This is a genomic window from Okeania sp. SIO3I5 (assembly GCF_010672085.1).
GTDB lineage: Bacteria > Cyanobacteriota > Cyanobacteriia > Cyanobacteriales > Microcoleaceae > Trichodesmium.
In genome coordinates, this window is sequence record NZ_JAAHHT010000228.1 from 1 (window position 1) to 15,600 (window position 15,600).

The following is a 15,600-nucleotide window of genomic DNA, read 5'->3' on the forward strand; positions in this document are numbered from 1 at the left end:
TGCTCTTCCACTCTCTAAAACTGTGCAATAGATTTTTGTTTCTAGGTGTCTTTTTCTCCCGACACTTCCCACACTCCCGACACTTCCCACCCTCCCGACACTTCCCACACTTCCGACACTTCCCACACTTCCCACACTTCCCACACTTCCCACCCTCCCGACACTTCCCACCCTCCCCACACTCCCCACACTTCCCACCCTCCCGACACTTCCCACACTCCCCACACTTCCGACCCTCCCCACACTTCCGACCCTTCCCACACTTCCCACACTCCCTACTCCCTACTCCCTACTTCCTCTTTTCCAGGGAGGTCTAATTTCATATAGCACAAAAGCGCATAAATAAATACAACAACTCCTAACTTCTCAAAAAATTCTTCAATGGTTACCAAGATTTCATAAACAAACATCTCACTATCATATAAATAAGAGTAATATCCATTAACCATTTCCATGCCAATTGCACCTCCAACATAGAATATTCCAGATAGAATAAATAGATATTTTATTTTAGGAGGTAAATCCTGAACAAATTTCCAATAAATCAATGTCACAGTAACAACTAACATTAATCCTGGAATTACCCAAGTGTAATAAAATATTCCTGTCGCATTCAGCATTTTTCGTAGAGGATGAATTAGTTGTTCGTGCAAGCTAATTGTTTCATCAAGTGCCAGATAGAAAAAAATGAAAGATAAGCCGATCCACTTGCCAGTATATCGATCATTTTCTTGCCATTTTTTACGGGAAATTAACCCTAGAAGAACTGAGGAAAAAAGTAAATTAAAAGAGGAAAATAATGAAGGAACAGTATATTCTCCATCCACGTTTAATTTATCAATTATTTCTTGATAATTAGGCTCGGTATAATATTCAAAGAACTGTCCTATAATACTCGTAATACTCAAGCCAATAATAATAAATATTAAGAATCTAAAAACTCGTTTTGGAGATAAATCAATCATTGAAAATAACAAAAAAAAAGTATCAAATGCCCTACAATAGTAACATTAACCTCCCAGAAACCCCGTTTCTTACAACGCTCCAAAGCAAGCGAATTTGATAATAAGTCTTGTGAGGATTATAATATAGTAATCCTAAGTTAGGTTGTAAAATTTTATCGTAGGGGTTTGCTCTCCAAACCAGGTTTTAGTCTGGGTTGAAAAACTAAACCCCTACAGTTTTTTTTCAAAAATAATTTAGGATTACTATAGTCCCATTATTGTAGAGTTTTTATGCCGAACTGCTATCGTCTGAAAACTTCAGCCTTTCTCACAACTTGTCTAATTTCCAGTATTTGGAATCTATCTTTACCAAGTGTAGCCCAAATAGTCCCCGATGCCACTTTGCCCAATAATACCAGGGTAATTATCAATGGCAACCGCTTTACTATTGACAACGGTACGACTATCGGCGATAATTTATTTCATAGTTTCCAGGATTTTTCCCTACCCACTGGTACAGAAGTATTTTTTGATAATTCGGTGGATATCTCCAATATTATCAACCGAGTCACAGGCGGTAATATTTCCAACATTGATGGATTAATTCGCGCCAACGGTACAGCTAACTTTTTTCTAATTAACCCCAACGGTATAGTATTTGGCCCTAACGCTCGTCTGAATGTAGGGGGGTCATTTATCAGTAGTACCGCAGAGAGCTTAATATTTTCTGATGGGAGTTTTTATAGCGCTACTAATCCTAACGCCCCACCCATACTGACAATTAATAGACCCATCGGTTTGCAGGTGGGGCCAAATCCAGGAGCGATCAGAGTTGAGGGGAATGGTCATGGATTTACTGTAGAAAATGTTCTTTTTGGACCGATTGATAGAAGCCAAGCTAATACAGGGTTACAAGTCAACCCCGGTCAAACTTTAGCCCTAATTGGAGGAAATATTGACCTAGAGGGAGGCGTCCTTACTGCTGAAGGGGGACAAATTGAACTCGGAGCAATAGCAGAAGGAAGAGTTGGTTGGAGTTTTCAGCCATCTGGAGGTTTTGCATTCAACTATGACAGTGTGGAGAATTTTGGAGATATTAACCTGTTACAACAGGCAAGCGCAGATACTTCAGGAGCGGGTAGTGGCTCAATTCAGATTACAGGGAGACAAGTGACGTTAAGGGATGGCTCAGTGGGATTGAATCAAAATGAGGGAAGTCAACCTGGAGGAGAAATCAGTGTCACAGCAACAGATTTATTGACAATAGAAGGTACAAACCCGGATGCTAGTATTCCCAGTCGCTTACAAACTTACGCGACAGCAGCAGGAAAAGGGGGAGATATTACAATTTCTACTGGTCAGTTAAGGGTGCAAAATGGAGGACAGATAACACCAAATACTGCTAGTGCCGGAGACGGAGGAAATCTTACTATTAATGCCTCAGAGTTCATAGAAGTGAGTGGAGATTCTCCTCTCAATCCTGGTCTAGCTTTCTCTTTGGTTGGTGGCAATACTGTAGGTGAAGGAAATGCGGGAGAGGTGAATATATCGACACAACGCTTGAGTCTTTTAAACGGAGGTAACGTTTCAAACCCTACTTTTGGTTCTGGAAACGCTGGCGATATAACAGTTAATGTTGGAGACTTAATTGAATTGATAGGTCAAGGAACAGATGGTGTTACTTTTAGTAATATAGGAACTACCGCTGCTGTGGGTTCCGGAAATTCTGGTGACGCAATCATTAACACAGGAAGATTATTGGTAAGCAATGGAGCATTTATTAACTCTTCTACTTTTGATGGAGGTAATGCTGGAAATCTTACGATCAATGCTTCTGAATTTATTGAGGTGAAAGGTATAAATCCCCTGACCCAAGTTCCGGCTCGCATTGAGTCGTCTGCCCCAATTGTTGGGGAAGCTACTCGGCAAGCTTTTGGCATACCTGACCAACCGTCTGGTAACTCTGGTAATTTAACAATTAACACTCCCCAGATCATAATTTCTGAGGGTGGTATCATTGGCGTCAACAATGAAGGTACGGGACGTGCGGGCAACCTCCAGATTAATGCCGATTCAGTTTTTCTGCTGGATACAGAAGCGAGCATCAGTGCAACGACCGCTTCTGGGGAAGGAGGTAATATAAATGTAACGGCAGGGCTACTCGAACTTCGTCGTAGCAGTCAAATTACTACAGAAGCGGGGGGTACAGGTAACGGTGGCGATATTGATATTAATGCTGAGAATGTAGTTATTCTGGAAAATAGCCAAATCAATGCTAACGCCTTTGAGGGTGCGGGTGGAAATATTAACATTACTACTGAAGGTTTATTTCAGTCTGATAATAGTGAAATTACAGCTAGTTCGGCACTAGGTGTTGCGGGTATAGTTACCATCAATAATCCCGAAGTAGACCCTAGTGCTGCCATTACCGACTTACCAGAAGAACCTGTTGACCTCAGTCAAGTTCTAGTTAGCGGTTGTTTTGATAACGAAGATAGCTCGTTTATCTATATTGCCAGAGGTGGTTTACCCATTTCTCCCCTGCAACCATTCATTGGTAAAGCAGTATGGCAAGATTTAGAGGATTATACTGTTTCAGAAGAGCCAACATTTTCTAAGAATCAAATTGTTACCCACGAAACCTTACCTCAATATAATAACCAATTAGTCGAATCTACAGGTTGGATTACACATCCAGATGGTCGTGTAGAATTAGTAGCGGTTATTCCTAATCAAAGTTGGTATCCGTTAATTGATTGTCAAACTTTGAATAACTCGTAATAAGCAGATTCCCGGTATCTGAGATACAAAGATTAATAATATAACTTTTCTGGTGCAGGCAAGATGCCTGCCAAGGGTATACCTCACTTATCTGAAATCCGGTGTATTTACTGAATGGTGTACCCTCCATCAATTATTAAATTCTGTCCTGTTATGAAGGAAGCGCGATCGGAACACAAATATAAGACTGCTTCGCTTATATCTCTTGGAATACCTGAAAAAGCCAAAACATTAGGACTACCCTTGGAAAATTCTTCTGCTTCTTTTCTTAGTTTATCTAAGAGAGGTGTTTGAATCACTCCAGGACTAATAACATTGACTCTAATTCCAGACTTGGCATATTCTGTGGCAATAGCTCGACTCAAAGCTATCACACCACCTTTACTAGCAGAGTAAGCAGAGGCATTTATACAACCAATTACACCAGCCATGGAAGCTATATTTACAATTGTACCAGTTTTTTGTTCTAGCATTCTGGGAATCTCATATTTTAAGCACAACCAAGTACCTTTTAAGTGAGTATTGATATCTCGTTCAAAATCTTCTTCTGAAGTATTAATTAATGACCCCATTTTTGCAGCGCCACCAGCATTGTTGAGTGCACAATCTAAACGGCCATAAATATCTACAGTTTTATCAACTAATGCTCGTACTTCATCAGCTTGAGACACATCAGTCTTGATAAAAATAGCATCACCACCTCTAGTACAAATTTCCTGTACTGCTTGTTCTCCTATATCTACTCTTCTGCTAGCAATGACTACCTTTGCTCCCGCTAGAGCAAAAGCAAGAGCTGTGGCTTTACCTATGCCAGAAGATCCACCTGTGACTAATGCGACTTTGCCATCAAATTCTTTTGATAATGACATCTTTAACTCCTTTTGTTTCAATAAATAACTGGAAATATGAACAATAAGCGATCGCTCTCTATTTTTCAACGTTGGCGGAGCCTAGCGGCAGCTACATCGCTCTACATTACCATACGCTATATCGCTATATATAGTGTCTTTACGTAAGTCCTGAATATAATCAGGCAAGATTTGGGCAAAAAAATTACTTCCGTAGGGACGTTTCGCTGCGCGACATGAAACGCATTTTTGTTATGCAACATCCCTACCCTACTCCCCTACTCCTTAAAAAAGACTATTATCTGGACTTGATATAAATCCCATTAGTCGCTCAAATATTTATCCAATACCAGATGAAAATGACGAATACGAGATTCTTGATAGTTAGCTAGAGTAATACCAGGTTTAGCAGACGTTTTTAAACCTTTTTGAATTAGTGGCAAGTTGGCAAAATCTTGATCTAAAACTACCCCTACTTCTTCTGGTTGTATTTCTGGTACATCGCTCCATTTTTCTTCAGATGTCAGCCAACGAGTTTTAGCTGGAGGAGGGGTATTCTCAAGTGAAGATGGTAGGAGGGTTAGCAAATCCATGATACAAAAATCTGGATTATTACCATAGGGTCTAAACCGAAGTTGGGCTGGTTGACCAACAACAGGCATGATTATAGAGTTAGGAAAAACAAAGTAAGAAATTGCATCGATCATCTCTGTGTCAGAAACATCAGACAAGTCAACCCCTAAATGTTGGTTTAAGTTTTGTCGAACTGCTTCTGCTGCATAAGCACGAGAGTTCATTCCTTTAGATGTCAGTTTTATGTCTCGGTCAATTCCCATATAATCCATCATAGCTTTGGCTGGAGCTTGTGGGTCTTGTGGCTTACCTAAATAGGGACTTTGCATAGCAGAGGGAAAAACCATATAACTGTGACGACCATAAATGTTGTATTTGGAATTGATATCTCCGGCATGCTTAAGCATCTGAGGATGCGTGGCAAATATATGATAAGCCTCCATCATAGCTTCAAGAGCCACTTTCCAGTTAGTATTTATCACTTGAGCAACATGGAGTGCTGTGAACCTTTTTTCCAGAGGAAAGGCAAATTGTTGGAAATGTTCGGGTATATTTTCTAAATAATTCTCCAGAGACTCACAGTTTGGATCAAAATTAATGAAGACAAAACCCTGCCAAGTATCAACTTTAACCTCAGGCAAACGGAAATCATTATCGTTTACGTGTTCAAAATCCCACCGACAAGGAATATGCGCTAAAGTCCCATCTAATTTCCAAGTCCAACCATGATAAGGACATCTTAAATTTGAAGTCTTTCCTTCACCAACACATAACTGCATTCCACGGTGCAAGCAAGAATTATAGAATGCGCTAATTTTATTAGGCTTAGTACGGATCACAATTACCGAAAGGTCGGCGATCTCATAGACTACATAGTCACCCACATTGGGAATGTTTTCTTCTCGGCAAGCCCACTGCCAAACTTTTTTCCAAAGTTTTTCTACTTCTTGATCGTGATACTCCTGCGAAAAATATCTTTCTTTGGGTATATCAAGATTTCCTAGGTTTTTTGTAGACTCTTGTTTAAGTACAGGTGGTACAGGTCTGGAGTCAGTTTTCAATATATCCTGAACAGTTTCTATCTCTTCTCGGCTGAGATTTTTACTGGATAAATTACTTTTGGCTGATGCAACTTTGCTATCAATTTCTTTTGATGATGTCATTTTGATACTCCTTTTGTTGAAATAAAAAATCTGGGAAGGCGAAGAATAAGTCGAGAAATTCTTTCGGAGATTGAAGTGTGTTGGCAAGGGGTTAAACTGCCACTTTTGCCAATTCTTTTTCTTTCATCAAGCTTTCTGATGGTGTAGGAACTGGTCCTAAAGCCACATCACCCCAACGCATCACAATAGCAGCAGCACTAGATACAAAGCCATGACTATAGAAGAGAACTAAGTCATTGGGACGAATTTTGTTCGATTCAGCAGCGTGATACAAATTTGCTACAGTAGACACAGCTCCAATATTGCCATATTTTGGATAAACATTAATAGTTTTCTCTGGATCAATACCTAATTCTCTGACACAGAAATCACTGTACCAAGCGGTAGCTGTAAAGCAAGTAAAAAAGTCAATCTGATCGAGAGTAATGTTGGCAGCTTCTAGAGCGCCAAAGCAGCACTCGTGAAGATATTTAGAAAAAAGAGGGCCAACTTTTTTACCAGTTTTTCTGTTAGCTCGAACTACCATTTTGGGATTACCATTAGCATCTGTTGAGAGAGCGTTGAAGAAAATTCCACATGATTCGTGAGAGTTGATTGCTTTTGTGCCTAGAATACCCTGATTTTCTTTTAATGGAGCTACTACGAAAGCACTAGCACCATCGCCTAAACTAAATTGAACAGTATCTTTTGCATCTAAAAAACGAGAGAAGGTGCAAGAAGTAACCACCAATATATTTTTATACTCACCAGAACGGATAAAAGCGCTAGCAGTTTGAAGAGCCACAACGCCTGAAGCGCACATCGAATCAAGATTCCATGCCGGACAATTAATACCAAGTTGTTCTGCTAAGTAAGCTGCATTTCCTAGATGCAGATTTTCTGAGAAAAAAGAGGACACAAGTAGCAAATCAATCTCACTAAGAGAAAGTTTTGCAGCTTCGAGAGCTTTGCGAGCTGCATCAAGCTCTAATGTTAGTGATGACTCACCTAAACCAAGAGCTCTCCTTTCGACAGTACCCCGAAAGAGGTCGGATAAATATGGCTTTGCTTCTTGAACCCACGGATCTGAACTCTGATTAGAGTTGGACTTACTGCTAGAAAGAATTTTCGCCAAACTTTGATCTTCTGCTACAGCAATCAATTCGGGAAAATTTTCCCGAAAATAATCATTAGTACGGACTACACTAGGAAAAGTAACTGCCAGAGAACGTATACCTACAGATTGATTCATTTTTTCCTCTTTGCCTTTTAAAGATTGGTTTTTTATGCTGATATATTATTACACCTACCTTTAAAAAAAACAATACCATCTTGTCCAATAAATACAGAACCAATTTCTATCATTGTTACCGACATGGGAAGACTAATATTTATAGCGCTAGTCAAAAGTCAAAAATAATCCCTGACTGAGTTTGATAATTTATAAACCTCCTAACCTATTTGCGTAGTGCTATAATTGAAAATTTAACTTACTAGAGCTAGAGGGATTTTTTATCAGGGTAGACCACAGTATGGACATTGCATACAATTTCCCTACAGATTTGGAGCAGTAATAGCTTATATCAAACCCGCTTAATTCGGTATAAAAAAATCTTCATTTTCAGCAAAAAGTAAATCTTTCTCAGTTCTCTTCCCTCCTGACTCCTGACTCCTGAATTCTGACTCCTAGATTAACTATCTAATTATACTGATGCTACCGGATTTGATATTAGAGATTTAATCAGACATTTTTAGTTCTAAGCAACTTGATTTTTCAGACTCATCATCCGACTCTCAGTTGGAGCTTTTTGAGTTGGATCAATACGCACGTCAACAACAAACGGCCCCTCTGCTGCCAGAGCTTTTTCCAACGCTTTTTCAATCTCAGACTCTGTTTCCACAGTAATCCCATCTGCTCCCATAGCACAGGCAATCTGGACAAAATCAGTCTGAGGAATCTGCACTAGCTCCTTACATTTGAGATGAGGTAAAACCTGATCGACCATATTGTAGCAAGCATCATTGAGGACAATCCAAACAGCAGGAATTTGATACTGAACCGCTGTGCTAATCTCGCAATTCATTAACATCGAACCATCGCCAACGATCGCCACCGCTTTAACTTTCTTGGCAGCATTAGCTTTAAGTTTCCCAACAGTAGCACCTACAACCCCAGTAACTACATGACCCATAGCAGCAAATCCAGTGCTGGTTCGGTAGCGGTTAGGAGTAGAAAATCGTAACATATTAGTTGTCCAAGCAAAAGAGTTACCAGGTTCGGCCATAACTACAGCATCACTGCCCTCAACAATTAACTTTTGAATTTTCTCCATCAATACACCTGGTCTAACTAGATCGTTAGTGTGAGGTTCAATTGGTTGACTCTGAGGGCGAGGTGGTATTTGCTTTGGGCATTGTTCTACTTTTTTGAGCAATTTCTTAACAACCGTTTTGACATCCGAGTGAATTGAATGAATGGCAATTTCACGACAAAGAGAGCTATCTGAATAAGCACTGTCAGCATGGGAGTTAAGACCGACATGAATAAAATCCTCTGACGGTAACATCTTTTGATTCCAGAAAGAGCTAAACTCACTCAAGTTGGTTCCTAAAACCAATATGGTCTCTGGCATATACTCATTCATATAAGCGAGAGCAGATGTATGACCGCCCATACCTACTACCCCAGCAAATTGAGAATGAGTTTCAGGAAATATACCCTTACCACGAGGAGAACAGATCACAGGACATCCTATTTTCTCTGCCAATAACACGATTTCTTTTGCAGCTCTGCGCGCTTCAAAACCCACCCAGATAGCGGAACGTTTTTGGCAGAGCAACTCGGCATATTTCTGATATTTTTTGTTTTTAAGAGTAACACGAGGTTGGTAAAATTTATCAAGTTTGGGTAGGGAAAAATTACTACTGCATTCACTTTTTTGAATATCAGTAGGGATACTAATGTGAGCAACAAACCCTTCTCTTTGCTTAATCCCTTTAAGTAGTTGCAGTGCTATGTCTGGAAGTTGACTTGCAGATTTGACAATCATAGCATAATCAAACAAAGTTCCAGCAGTGAAGAGTCCATCAAGAGGAGTTGTGTAGGGGCTAGTTTCTTGGCAAGCTCCGTGTCCCCACAGAGAAGCAGGAGTATAAGCGCTCAGAAATATCACCTTTGCACCTTCCCAACGAGCGGCAGATAACCCTGTCAGGGCGTTCATTAAACCAGGCCCAGTTGTGGCAAAAGCAGCCACAGGGCGATCGCTAGCAAAGTGGGCTTCAGTAGCAGCAAAGGTAGCACCTCCTTCATGGCGACAGTGCAATACATCAATAGAACTTGCTTCTAAAGCTCCCCAAACCGGGCCAATCGCTCCACCTGATACACCAAAAGCTAACTTAACTCCCATTTGCTCCAAGAGTGCAACTATTTGTTGTGCAACGGAAATGCCTTGAAAGGTTTCTTGTTGATTTTGTTGTTGGCTTTCTGTCACAACAGTAGTATCCATGTTCTCATTTTGTTGAATTGTTTTCATTGTTCGTAGTCCTTGTCTAATGAATTTATTTTCAAATGTTTAGATGTCATTGTTAGGAATGTTTGCGGAGCATGACCTAGGAAAGCTATCTCTGGATGTGATTGGGAGCCTAAGTTTTAGTATTAACCATCTCCTGGCAATAACAAGTTTAATCTGGTTGAGCGAGATTGTTTCGGGGGTGTGAAAGTTTTGTCCTAGAGTGGAACGGTGAAGTTCTTCCCCTCGGAATGATAACTGTAGGTGGGATTGTTTTGTTGGCTAGCACTGGATCTTCACCCAACCTACGATCCCTACTTTTGTTTACACAAAACCCGCTTAAGAACTTTCCCCGTAGCATTCCTAGGAATCGAATCAACAAAGCGAATTAAATGAGGCACTTTATAAGTAGCCATTCTCTGAGAGCAAAAACTCCTCAAATCTTCAACCGTCAGCAACTTGCCTAGCTTCAAAACAACATTAGCAGCAGTAATCTCACCCTTAATCTGATGCTTCACTCCATAAACCGCCGCTTCACTAACACCCGGATGCATCAAAATCACCCTTTCCACCTCAGAAGGATAAACTTTAAACCCAGAAACATTAATCATATCCTTCAAGCGATCGACAATATAGAAATAACCATCCTCATCCATTTTACCCAAATCCCCCGTATGAAACCAGCCATTGCGTAGGACTTTCTTTGTTTCTTCAGGACGATTCCAATATCCTAACATCACATTCGGACCGCGAACCAATAACTCTCCTACTTCCCCTGACTCCAGCTCTTCACCCTCTTCATCAACAACCTTCATCTCCACATCCTCAATCGGTACTCCAATAGAACCCCACTTATACTCCAAATCATGGTTGTAACAAGCAAAAGGGGAAGTCTCAGTTAACCCATAACCTTCATAAATTAGCTCACCTAAAGATTCTTCCCACTTACGCACCAGTTGTACAGGCATTTTAGCTGCCGCACTAAAATAATAGCGTATCGATTTCAAATCTAACTTAGAAATACCCATCTCCAGCAAGCGATAATAAACAGTGGGAAGGCCAAAAAACATCGTCACCCCTTCCGTTTTCACCACCTCTAACACTTGCTCTGGATTAAATCGACGCTGTAAAATAATCGTTGCACCAGCATTTAACCCACTATTGAGAACATGATTCTGACCGAAACAGTGGAAAAGTGGAACAAACAGCAACAACTTATCCTCAGAATTCATCCCGGAAGAATGCTTCACCGAGTGCATATTAGAACAGACATTTCCGTGGGAAAGAGTTGCCCCTTTAGGAAAACCAGTTGTACCAGAAGTGTAGACAATAGCAGCAGGTGCAGTTGGTTCCAGAGAAATTGCTTGAGCATCCGAACTAGCTATAGTCATCAAAGTAGACAAGCTAATATCATTACCTGTTAATTCATTTACGGTTTCGGAAAAATCAGCGATGCAGACATACTTGAGAAATCCTAAGTCATCGTCGGGGACTTGCTGTCTCAAAGATTCTGTAGTAATAACTGCCACCGCTTCGCTATCGTTGAGGATAAAGCGAACCTCATCACTTTTGAGCATAGCACTCACAGAAACAACCACCGCACCTATTTTGAGAATTCCCAGATAAGCAATGATAAATTCGGGAATATTTGGTAAGAATAAAGCCACGCGATCGCCAGATTTTATACCTAATTTCACCAAACTATTAGCAACGCGATTTGCTAATTGATTCAGTTCTTGATAACTGTAAGTTTGGCCTTCAAAAATTAAAGCTATTTTGTCTGGAAAAAATTTCGCACCCCTTTCAATGTGTTGTGTAATATTCATTGTTTTTTATTTCCCTGTGCAGTAAAAAAAATTGTCTGATAAGTTCTGTTTAAATTAGTTGAATGCACCCACACAATGTCTGAAAAATAAATCTAATTCTCTGATGAAAATGAGCCGATTTTTTTTCTAGGTAAATAACTGTTTTAGATGCGGGAATATCTAAAGATATTGTGCTACTTCTTGGCTAATTTTTTCAGGATTAATTTGAGAAATCTGTCAGCACTTTTTGGTGATTACTGTTTCTAGTAGTCAGTAGTCAGTAGTCAGCTAAATTGAGCTTTTATTACCATTTTTGACCCTGAAATAATTCGATTCTGCCCAATCTACATCTGATTTCAACCATTTTTGTTGACCAAACTATTCGTAACATTCTTTTTTTAGGCATGGTACAAAAAGTTCTTCCCACCAAATCATCATCCCCAAAAAATTTTTTTTCACAATCTACTTAATATTACTAAGTGATACTTCAATTATTAAGTAATTAATAAGGTTTTTTTAACCTTTTTTGATTGTTAGCACCTCAGCAGCCTGCTAATTATTTTTATATTTACTGAAAAAATCAGGTTTAAAGCCTCTCCTTGAAAGGAAAAAAAATCCTTTTAAGTAATCCTTCTATTACAGAAGAGGTAACTAATAATTATTAATTATTAATTATTTATTTTTATATTTACTGAAAAAATCAGGTTTAAAGCCTCTCCTTGAAAGGAAAAAAAATCCTTTTAAGTAATCCTTCTATTACAGAAGAGGTAACTAATAATTATTAATTATTAATTATTAATTATTAATTATTAAATACTCCCTGACTTTATCCAACTATTCGCCACTCATTAATTCAGAAAAAATCCCATGAACAGATTGGATAATCTGACCATCAATAGCTAAGTCATTAACAATTTTAGCAATGTAAATATCTAAACTTTTGTTGCAGTCATCCCAGATTAAAGGACGTTGTTTTGAAGTTGGTATTTCTAGCACGTCCCTCACAGCTTTATACAAAGCTCTTGTCCGGGGAGATAAATTATTTTCTGGAGCATAATTACCATCAACAGCATAATTTTTTTGCTCCACTCCCTGTACAGCAAAAATCAGAGAAATTGCCAAGTATTGTTGGAATAAATCCAAAGATTTTCTTGTCAAATTAGCCGAACCAAAACCTTGACTATTAATATTTTGATTAAACTGTTCGGCATGAGTAGGAAAACGGTCAACTAGAGAATTACCATAAAAAGTTAACAAAGGCATAATCGAATTGCCAGCAATCTGTAAACCTTTCAATCCCATATTGACTTTCTTATTAGTATTTCCCACCAAACAAGCAGGCAATCCATTATTAAATTCCGGAGTAACTAACAGAGCAATTTGTACATCTAAATGTTTAGCAATCAACCCGATGAAATAGCGCAATCGATCCATTGCTACTCCCACATATTGACCGAGAAAATTACCGCCGTGATAGCTACTTTGACATTCCACATCAATTAAAGGATTATCAGTTACAGAATTAGCTTCAATCTCAATCTGACGAGCAATCTCCTGAAAACCATCCACAACTGGACCTAAATATTGAGGCAAACAGCGCATAGAGTAACGGTCTTGAATCAACTGACGACCATCAAAGTGATTGTCACCATTCAACTCATCGTAACTTAAACCAGAACCAGACAGCAAATCTATCATTTGCTTTGCCACCCAAACTTGACCAGGGTGAGGTTTACAAGCGTGGATAAATGGATGAAATGATTGATTGGTTCCTCCCAATGCTTGTATCATTAGTCCATGAGTTGCGATCGCCACAGCAAACAATGAATGAGCATCATATACACAATTAGCAGCAATCCCCGTCATCACGGAAGTACCATTAACCATTGCCAATCCTTCTTTTGCCCGCAAACGCACAGGAGGTAATTCCAGTCGTTCGAGAGTTTCAATACATGACATTTCTACGCCTTTGAAATCCACAGTAAAGGCAGGATCTAAACCTATTAAAGCACCTGTGATATGTGATAGGGGAACTAAGTCACCGCTAGCACCAATGGAACCTAAATCGTAGACATGGGGAGTAACTTCTTCGTTGAGGAATATTGCCATACGTTCGATAATTTCGTAGCGAATACCTGAAGCACCTTGAGTATGAGAATTCATCCGCAATAGCATAGCTGCACGAACGTCTGCAATAGGCAGTCTATTTCCCGCCCCCGCTTTCAGATGCCAAAGTAGGTTTTCTTGTAGATCGGCAGCATCTTCTGGGGAAATAGCTGTATTTGCCATGCCTCCAAATCCCGTGGTGACTCCGTAAATTGATTTTCCAGTTTCTACAGCGTTGGTAATATAGTCACAGGAATCTTGGATACCCTGACAGATGTCTTCACGCTTAGTCAGAGCAACGGGAGCGGCTAATTTGGCTACTTTTGCTACTTGTTTGAGGGTTAGATTTTGTTCGCCTACTGTAATTGGCATCTGTGGACGACTAGATTTGGAGTTTTTGAGCAATATACGATTGTTGATTCCTGATTTAACTTTAAGTTTACGATTTTGATTAGGTAGAGATGGAATTTTTTGATAGTCTTCTGAGTGCTGGAGAGGTTGATTTAAAAATAATTCTTTTTTCATCTGCATCTGCATTTAGTTCCTAATAAGTAAACAATTTGAGACTTGTATGTGATCTTTGTCACCTGTAAACAAATATTAATTCCTGATTCGCTGTGATCTGTGTCACTTACAAACACATATTAACTCCTATCGTTGATATACACAATCCGGTTTTTGTCAGGAAATTAAATTCAGTATTTGTCAGGAAAGTTCAGCCGGTTTTTGTCAAAAAAGTTAGTATTTGTCAGGAGGAAAGTTCAGTCGGTTTTTGTCAAAAAAGTCAGTATTTGAACTTCTGTAACCCTGCTTTTAACTCTTGATTTTCCTTTTCTAGCTCTCTGACTTTTAGTTGCAGGTGTCTGACTTTTAATTGGTTTTCCACTCTTGCTAATACTTCAATTATCTTAAATGGTTTAGTTATGTAGTCACTACCACCTACAGAAAAACCTTTGACTTTATCCCATGATTCATTCAGAGCTGTCACAAAAATCACTGGAATATCTTGGGTTTCAGGAGCCGTCTTAATTTTTTGACAGACAGTATAGCCATCTAGTTCTGGCATATGAATATCTAATAAAATGATATCGGGATTTGATTGAGTGAGGGCTTTTAGTGCAACTTTACCATTAATCGCCTGTTGAACTTCATATCCTTCTTCTTCAAGTAAATGAGACAACAACTTGAGATTTTTTGGCTGATCGTCTACTACAAGAATATTAGCTTTCAGAGAATCCGAGACAGTTGGAGATGAAACCATGGGTTTGTAATAGTGTATTTGACTCTCTAGTATATTTTTAACATTAAACTTAGTGATTCTTTTGTTGAGAATCTGAGAAAGCAGTTGCCAAAGTTTGGGAGCAATATCTTGCCTCAGATATTTAGTAGAATATCCACTTTCTTCGGCAATTTGATCGTAGGTCTTTCTATTATCTTCCAAAGTAGTCAGTAATACAATACGTTGTATATTGCTCAAAGAATTGCCATTTTTTTCTTCTATCAATTCTTCAACAAATGTTAAAAGTTCTTCAAGATTTTTCATAATTACCCAAACCAGATCTTAGTAAATATCAATTAAAATTTAAAACATATTGTAAATAATTACAAAAGTTTACGCGAGCAGGTTGCTATTCCTGCTGGCTAAATGGTAGATAGGAACGGGCAATTCTTATAGCGCTTCACTGAAGTCAGAAGTCAGAAGGTAGTGCCTCAAGGAAGTGTGGGAAGTGTGGGGAGGGTGGGAAGTGTGGGAAGTAGGAGGAATAATTGTACTTGTATCTTTTTGGAAAGTCTCTGCTACCCGTCCTAACTTTTTAGTCTTAAAGGCTAAAAAATTTGCACTTTTTTCGCTCTATAAGTGCCTTAAACCTTGATATATCAGTGCTTTTAGA

Annotated in this window: 11 protein-coding genes; 2 read left to right on the plus strand and 9 right to left on the minus strand. The window is 39.1% G+C overall.

The window, feature by feature from the left end; all coding sequences use genetic code 11:
• Positions 1-243 (minus strand): hypothetical protein (locus F6K40_RS32285; protein WP_293142008.1); only part of this gene is annotated, 243 nt, incomplete at its 3' end.
• A 32-nt stretch (positions 244-275) separates the two neighbouring features.
• Positions 276-965 (minus strand): hypothetical protein, encoded by a 690-nt coding sequence (locus F6K40_RS32290; RefSeq protein ID WP_293142010.1) that lies wholly within the window; start codon positions 963-965, stop codon positions 276-278.
• A gap of 270 nt (positions 966-1,235) precedes the next feature.
• On the opposite strand from F6K40_RS32290, the gene F6K40_RS32295 reads away from it, so the two are divergent.
• Positions 1,236-3,725, plus strand: coding sequence for a two-partner secretion domain-containing protein (locus F6K40_RS32295; protein ID WP_293142012.1), 2,490 nt, complete (start codon positions 1,236-1,238; stop codon positions 3,723-3,725).
• A 107-nt stretch (positions 3,726-3,832) separates the two neighbouring features.
• Here F6K40_RS32295 and F6K40_RS32300 read toward each other — a convergent pair whose 3' ends face one another.
• The 7 genes from F6K40_RS32300 to F6K40_RS32330 form a co-directional block, all read right to left on the minus strand.
• Positions 3,833-4,594, minus strand: a complete 762-nt coding sequence (locus F6K40_RS32300; protein ID WP_293142014.1) for a glucose 1-dehydrogenase — start codon at positions 4,592-4,594, stop codon at positions 3,833-3,835.
• A gap of 302 nt (positions 4,595-4,896) precedes the next feature.
• Positions 4,897-6,309, minus strand: a complete 1,413-nt coding sequence (locus F6K40_RS32305; protein ID WP_293142016.1) for an aromatic ring-hydroxylating oxygenase subunit alpha — start codon at positions 6,307-6,309, stop codon at positions 4,897-4,899.
• A 91-nt stretch (positions 6,310-6,400) separates the two neighbouring features.
• Complete coding sequence (locus F6K40_RS32310; protein WP_293142018.1) at positions 6,401-7,540, minus strand: 3-oxoacyl-ACP synthase III family protein; 1,140 nt, start codon at positions 7,538-7,540, stop codon at positions 6,401-6,403.
• A 505-nt stretch (positions 7,541-8,045) separates the two neighbouring features.
• Positions 8,046-9,821, minus strand: a complete 1,776-nt coding sequence (locus F6K40_RS32315; RefSeq protein ID WP_293142020.1) for a thiamine pyrophosphate-dependent enzyme — start codon at positions 9,819-9,821, stop codon at positions 8,046-8,048.
• Between the two features lie 290 nt (positions 9,822-10,111).
• On the minus strand, positions 10,112-11,623 hold the full coding sequence (locus tag F6K40_RS32320; protein WP_293142022.1) for a class I adenylate-forming enzyme family protein: 1,512 nt from the start codon (positions 11,621-11,623) through the stop codon (positions 10,112-10,114).
• An 813-nt stretch (positions 11,624-12,436) separates the two neighbouring features.
• Positions 12,437-14,233, minus strand: coding sequence for an HAL/PAL/TAL family ammonia-lyase (locus F6K40_RS32325; RefSeq protein ID WP_293142024.1), 1,797 nt, complete (start codon positions 14,231-14,233; stop codon positions 12,437-12,439).
• A 259-nt stretch (positions 14,234-14,492) separates the two neighbouring features.
• On the minus strand, positions 14,493-15,251 hold the full coding sequence (locus tag F6K40_RS32330; RefSeq protein ID WP_293142026.1) for a response regulator: 759 nt from the start codon (positions 15,249-15,251) through the stop codon (positions 14,493-14,495).
• A gap of 175 nt (positions 15,252-15,426) precedes the next feature.
• Between F6K40_RS32330 and F6K40_RS32335 the strand changes: the two genes are divergently transcribed.
• Positions 15,427-15,582: a hypothetical protein gene (locus F6K40_RS32335; protein ID WP_293142028.1), complete on the plus strand. Its 156-nt coding sequence runs from the start codon at positions 15,427-15,429 to the stop codon at positions 15,580-15,582.
• Positions 15,583-15,600 lie beyond the last annotated feature (18 nt).

Coding starts and splice junctions, on each gene's coding strand:
- F6K40_RS32330 (WP_293142026.1), bottom strand. CDS start 15,251: ATGAAAAATCTTGAAGAACTTTTAACATTTGTTGAAGAATTGATAGAA.
- F6K40_RS32325 (WP_293142024.1), bottom strand. CDS start 14,233: ATGAAAAAAGAATTATTTTTAAATCAACCTCTCCAGCACTCAGAAGAC.
- F6K40_RS32295 (WP_293142012.1), top strand. CDS start 1,236: ATGCCGAACTGCTATCGTCTGAAAACTTCAGCCTTTCTCACAACTTGT.
- F6K40_RS32290 (WP_293142010.1), bottom strand. CDS start 965: ATGATTGATTTATCTCCAAAACGAGTTTTTAGATTCTTAATATTTATT.
- F6K40_RS32310 (WP_293142018.1), bottom strand. CDS start 7,540: ATGAATCAATCTGTAGGTATACGTTCTCTGGCAGTTACTTTTCCTAGT.
- F6K40_RS32300 (WP_293142014.1), bottom strand. CDS start 4,594: ATGTCATTATCAAAAGAATTTGATGGCAAAGTCGCATTAGTCACAGGT.
- F6K40_RS32315 (WP_293142020.1), bottom strand. CDS start 9,821: ATGAAAACAATTCAACAAAATGAGAACATGGATACTACTGTTGTGACA.
- F6K40_RS32320 (WP_293142022.1), bottom strand. CDS start 11,623: ATGAATATTACACAACACATTGAAAGGGGTGCGAAATTTTTTCCAGAC.
- F6K40_RS32305 (WP_293142016.1), bottom strand. CDS start 6,309: ATGACATCATCAAAAGAAATTGATAGCAAAGTTGCATCAGCCAAAAGT.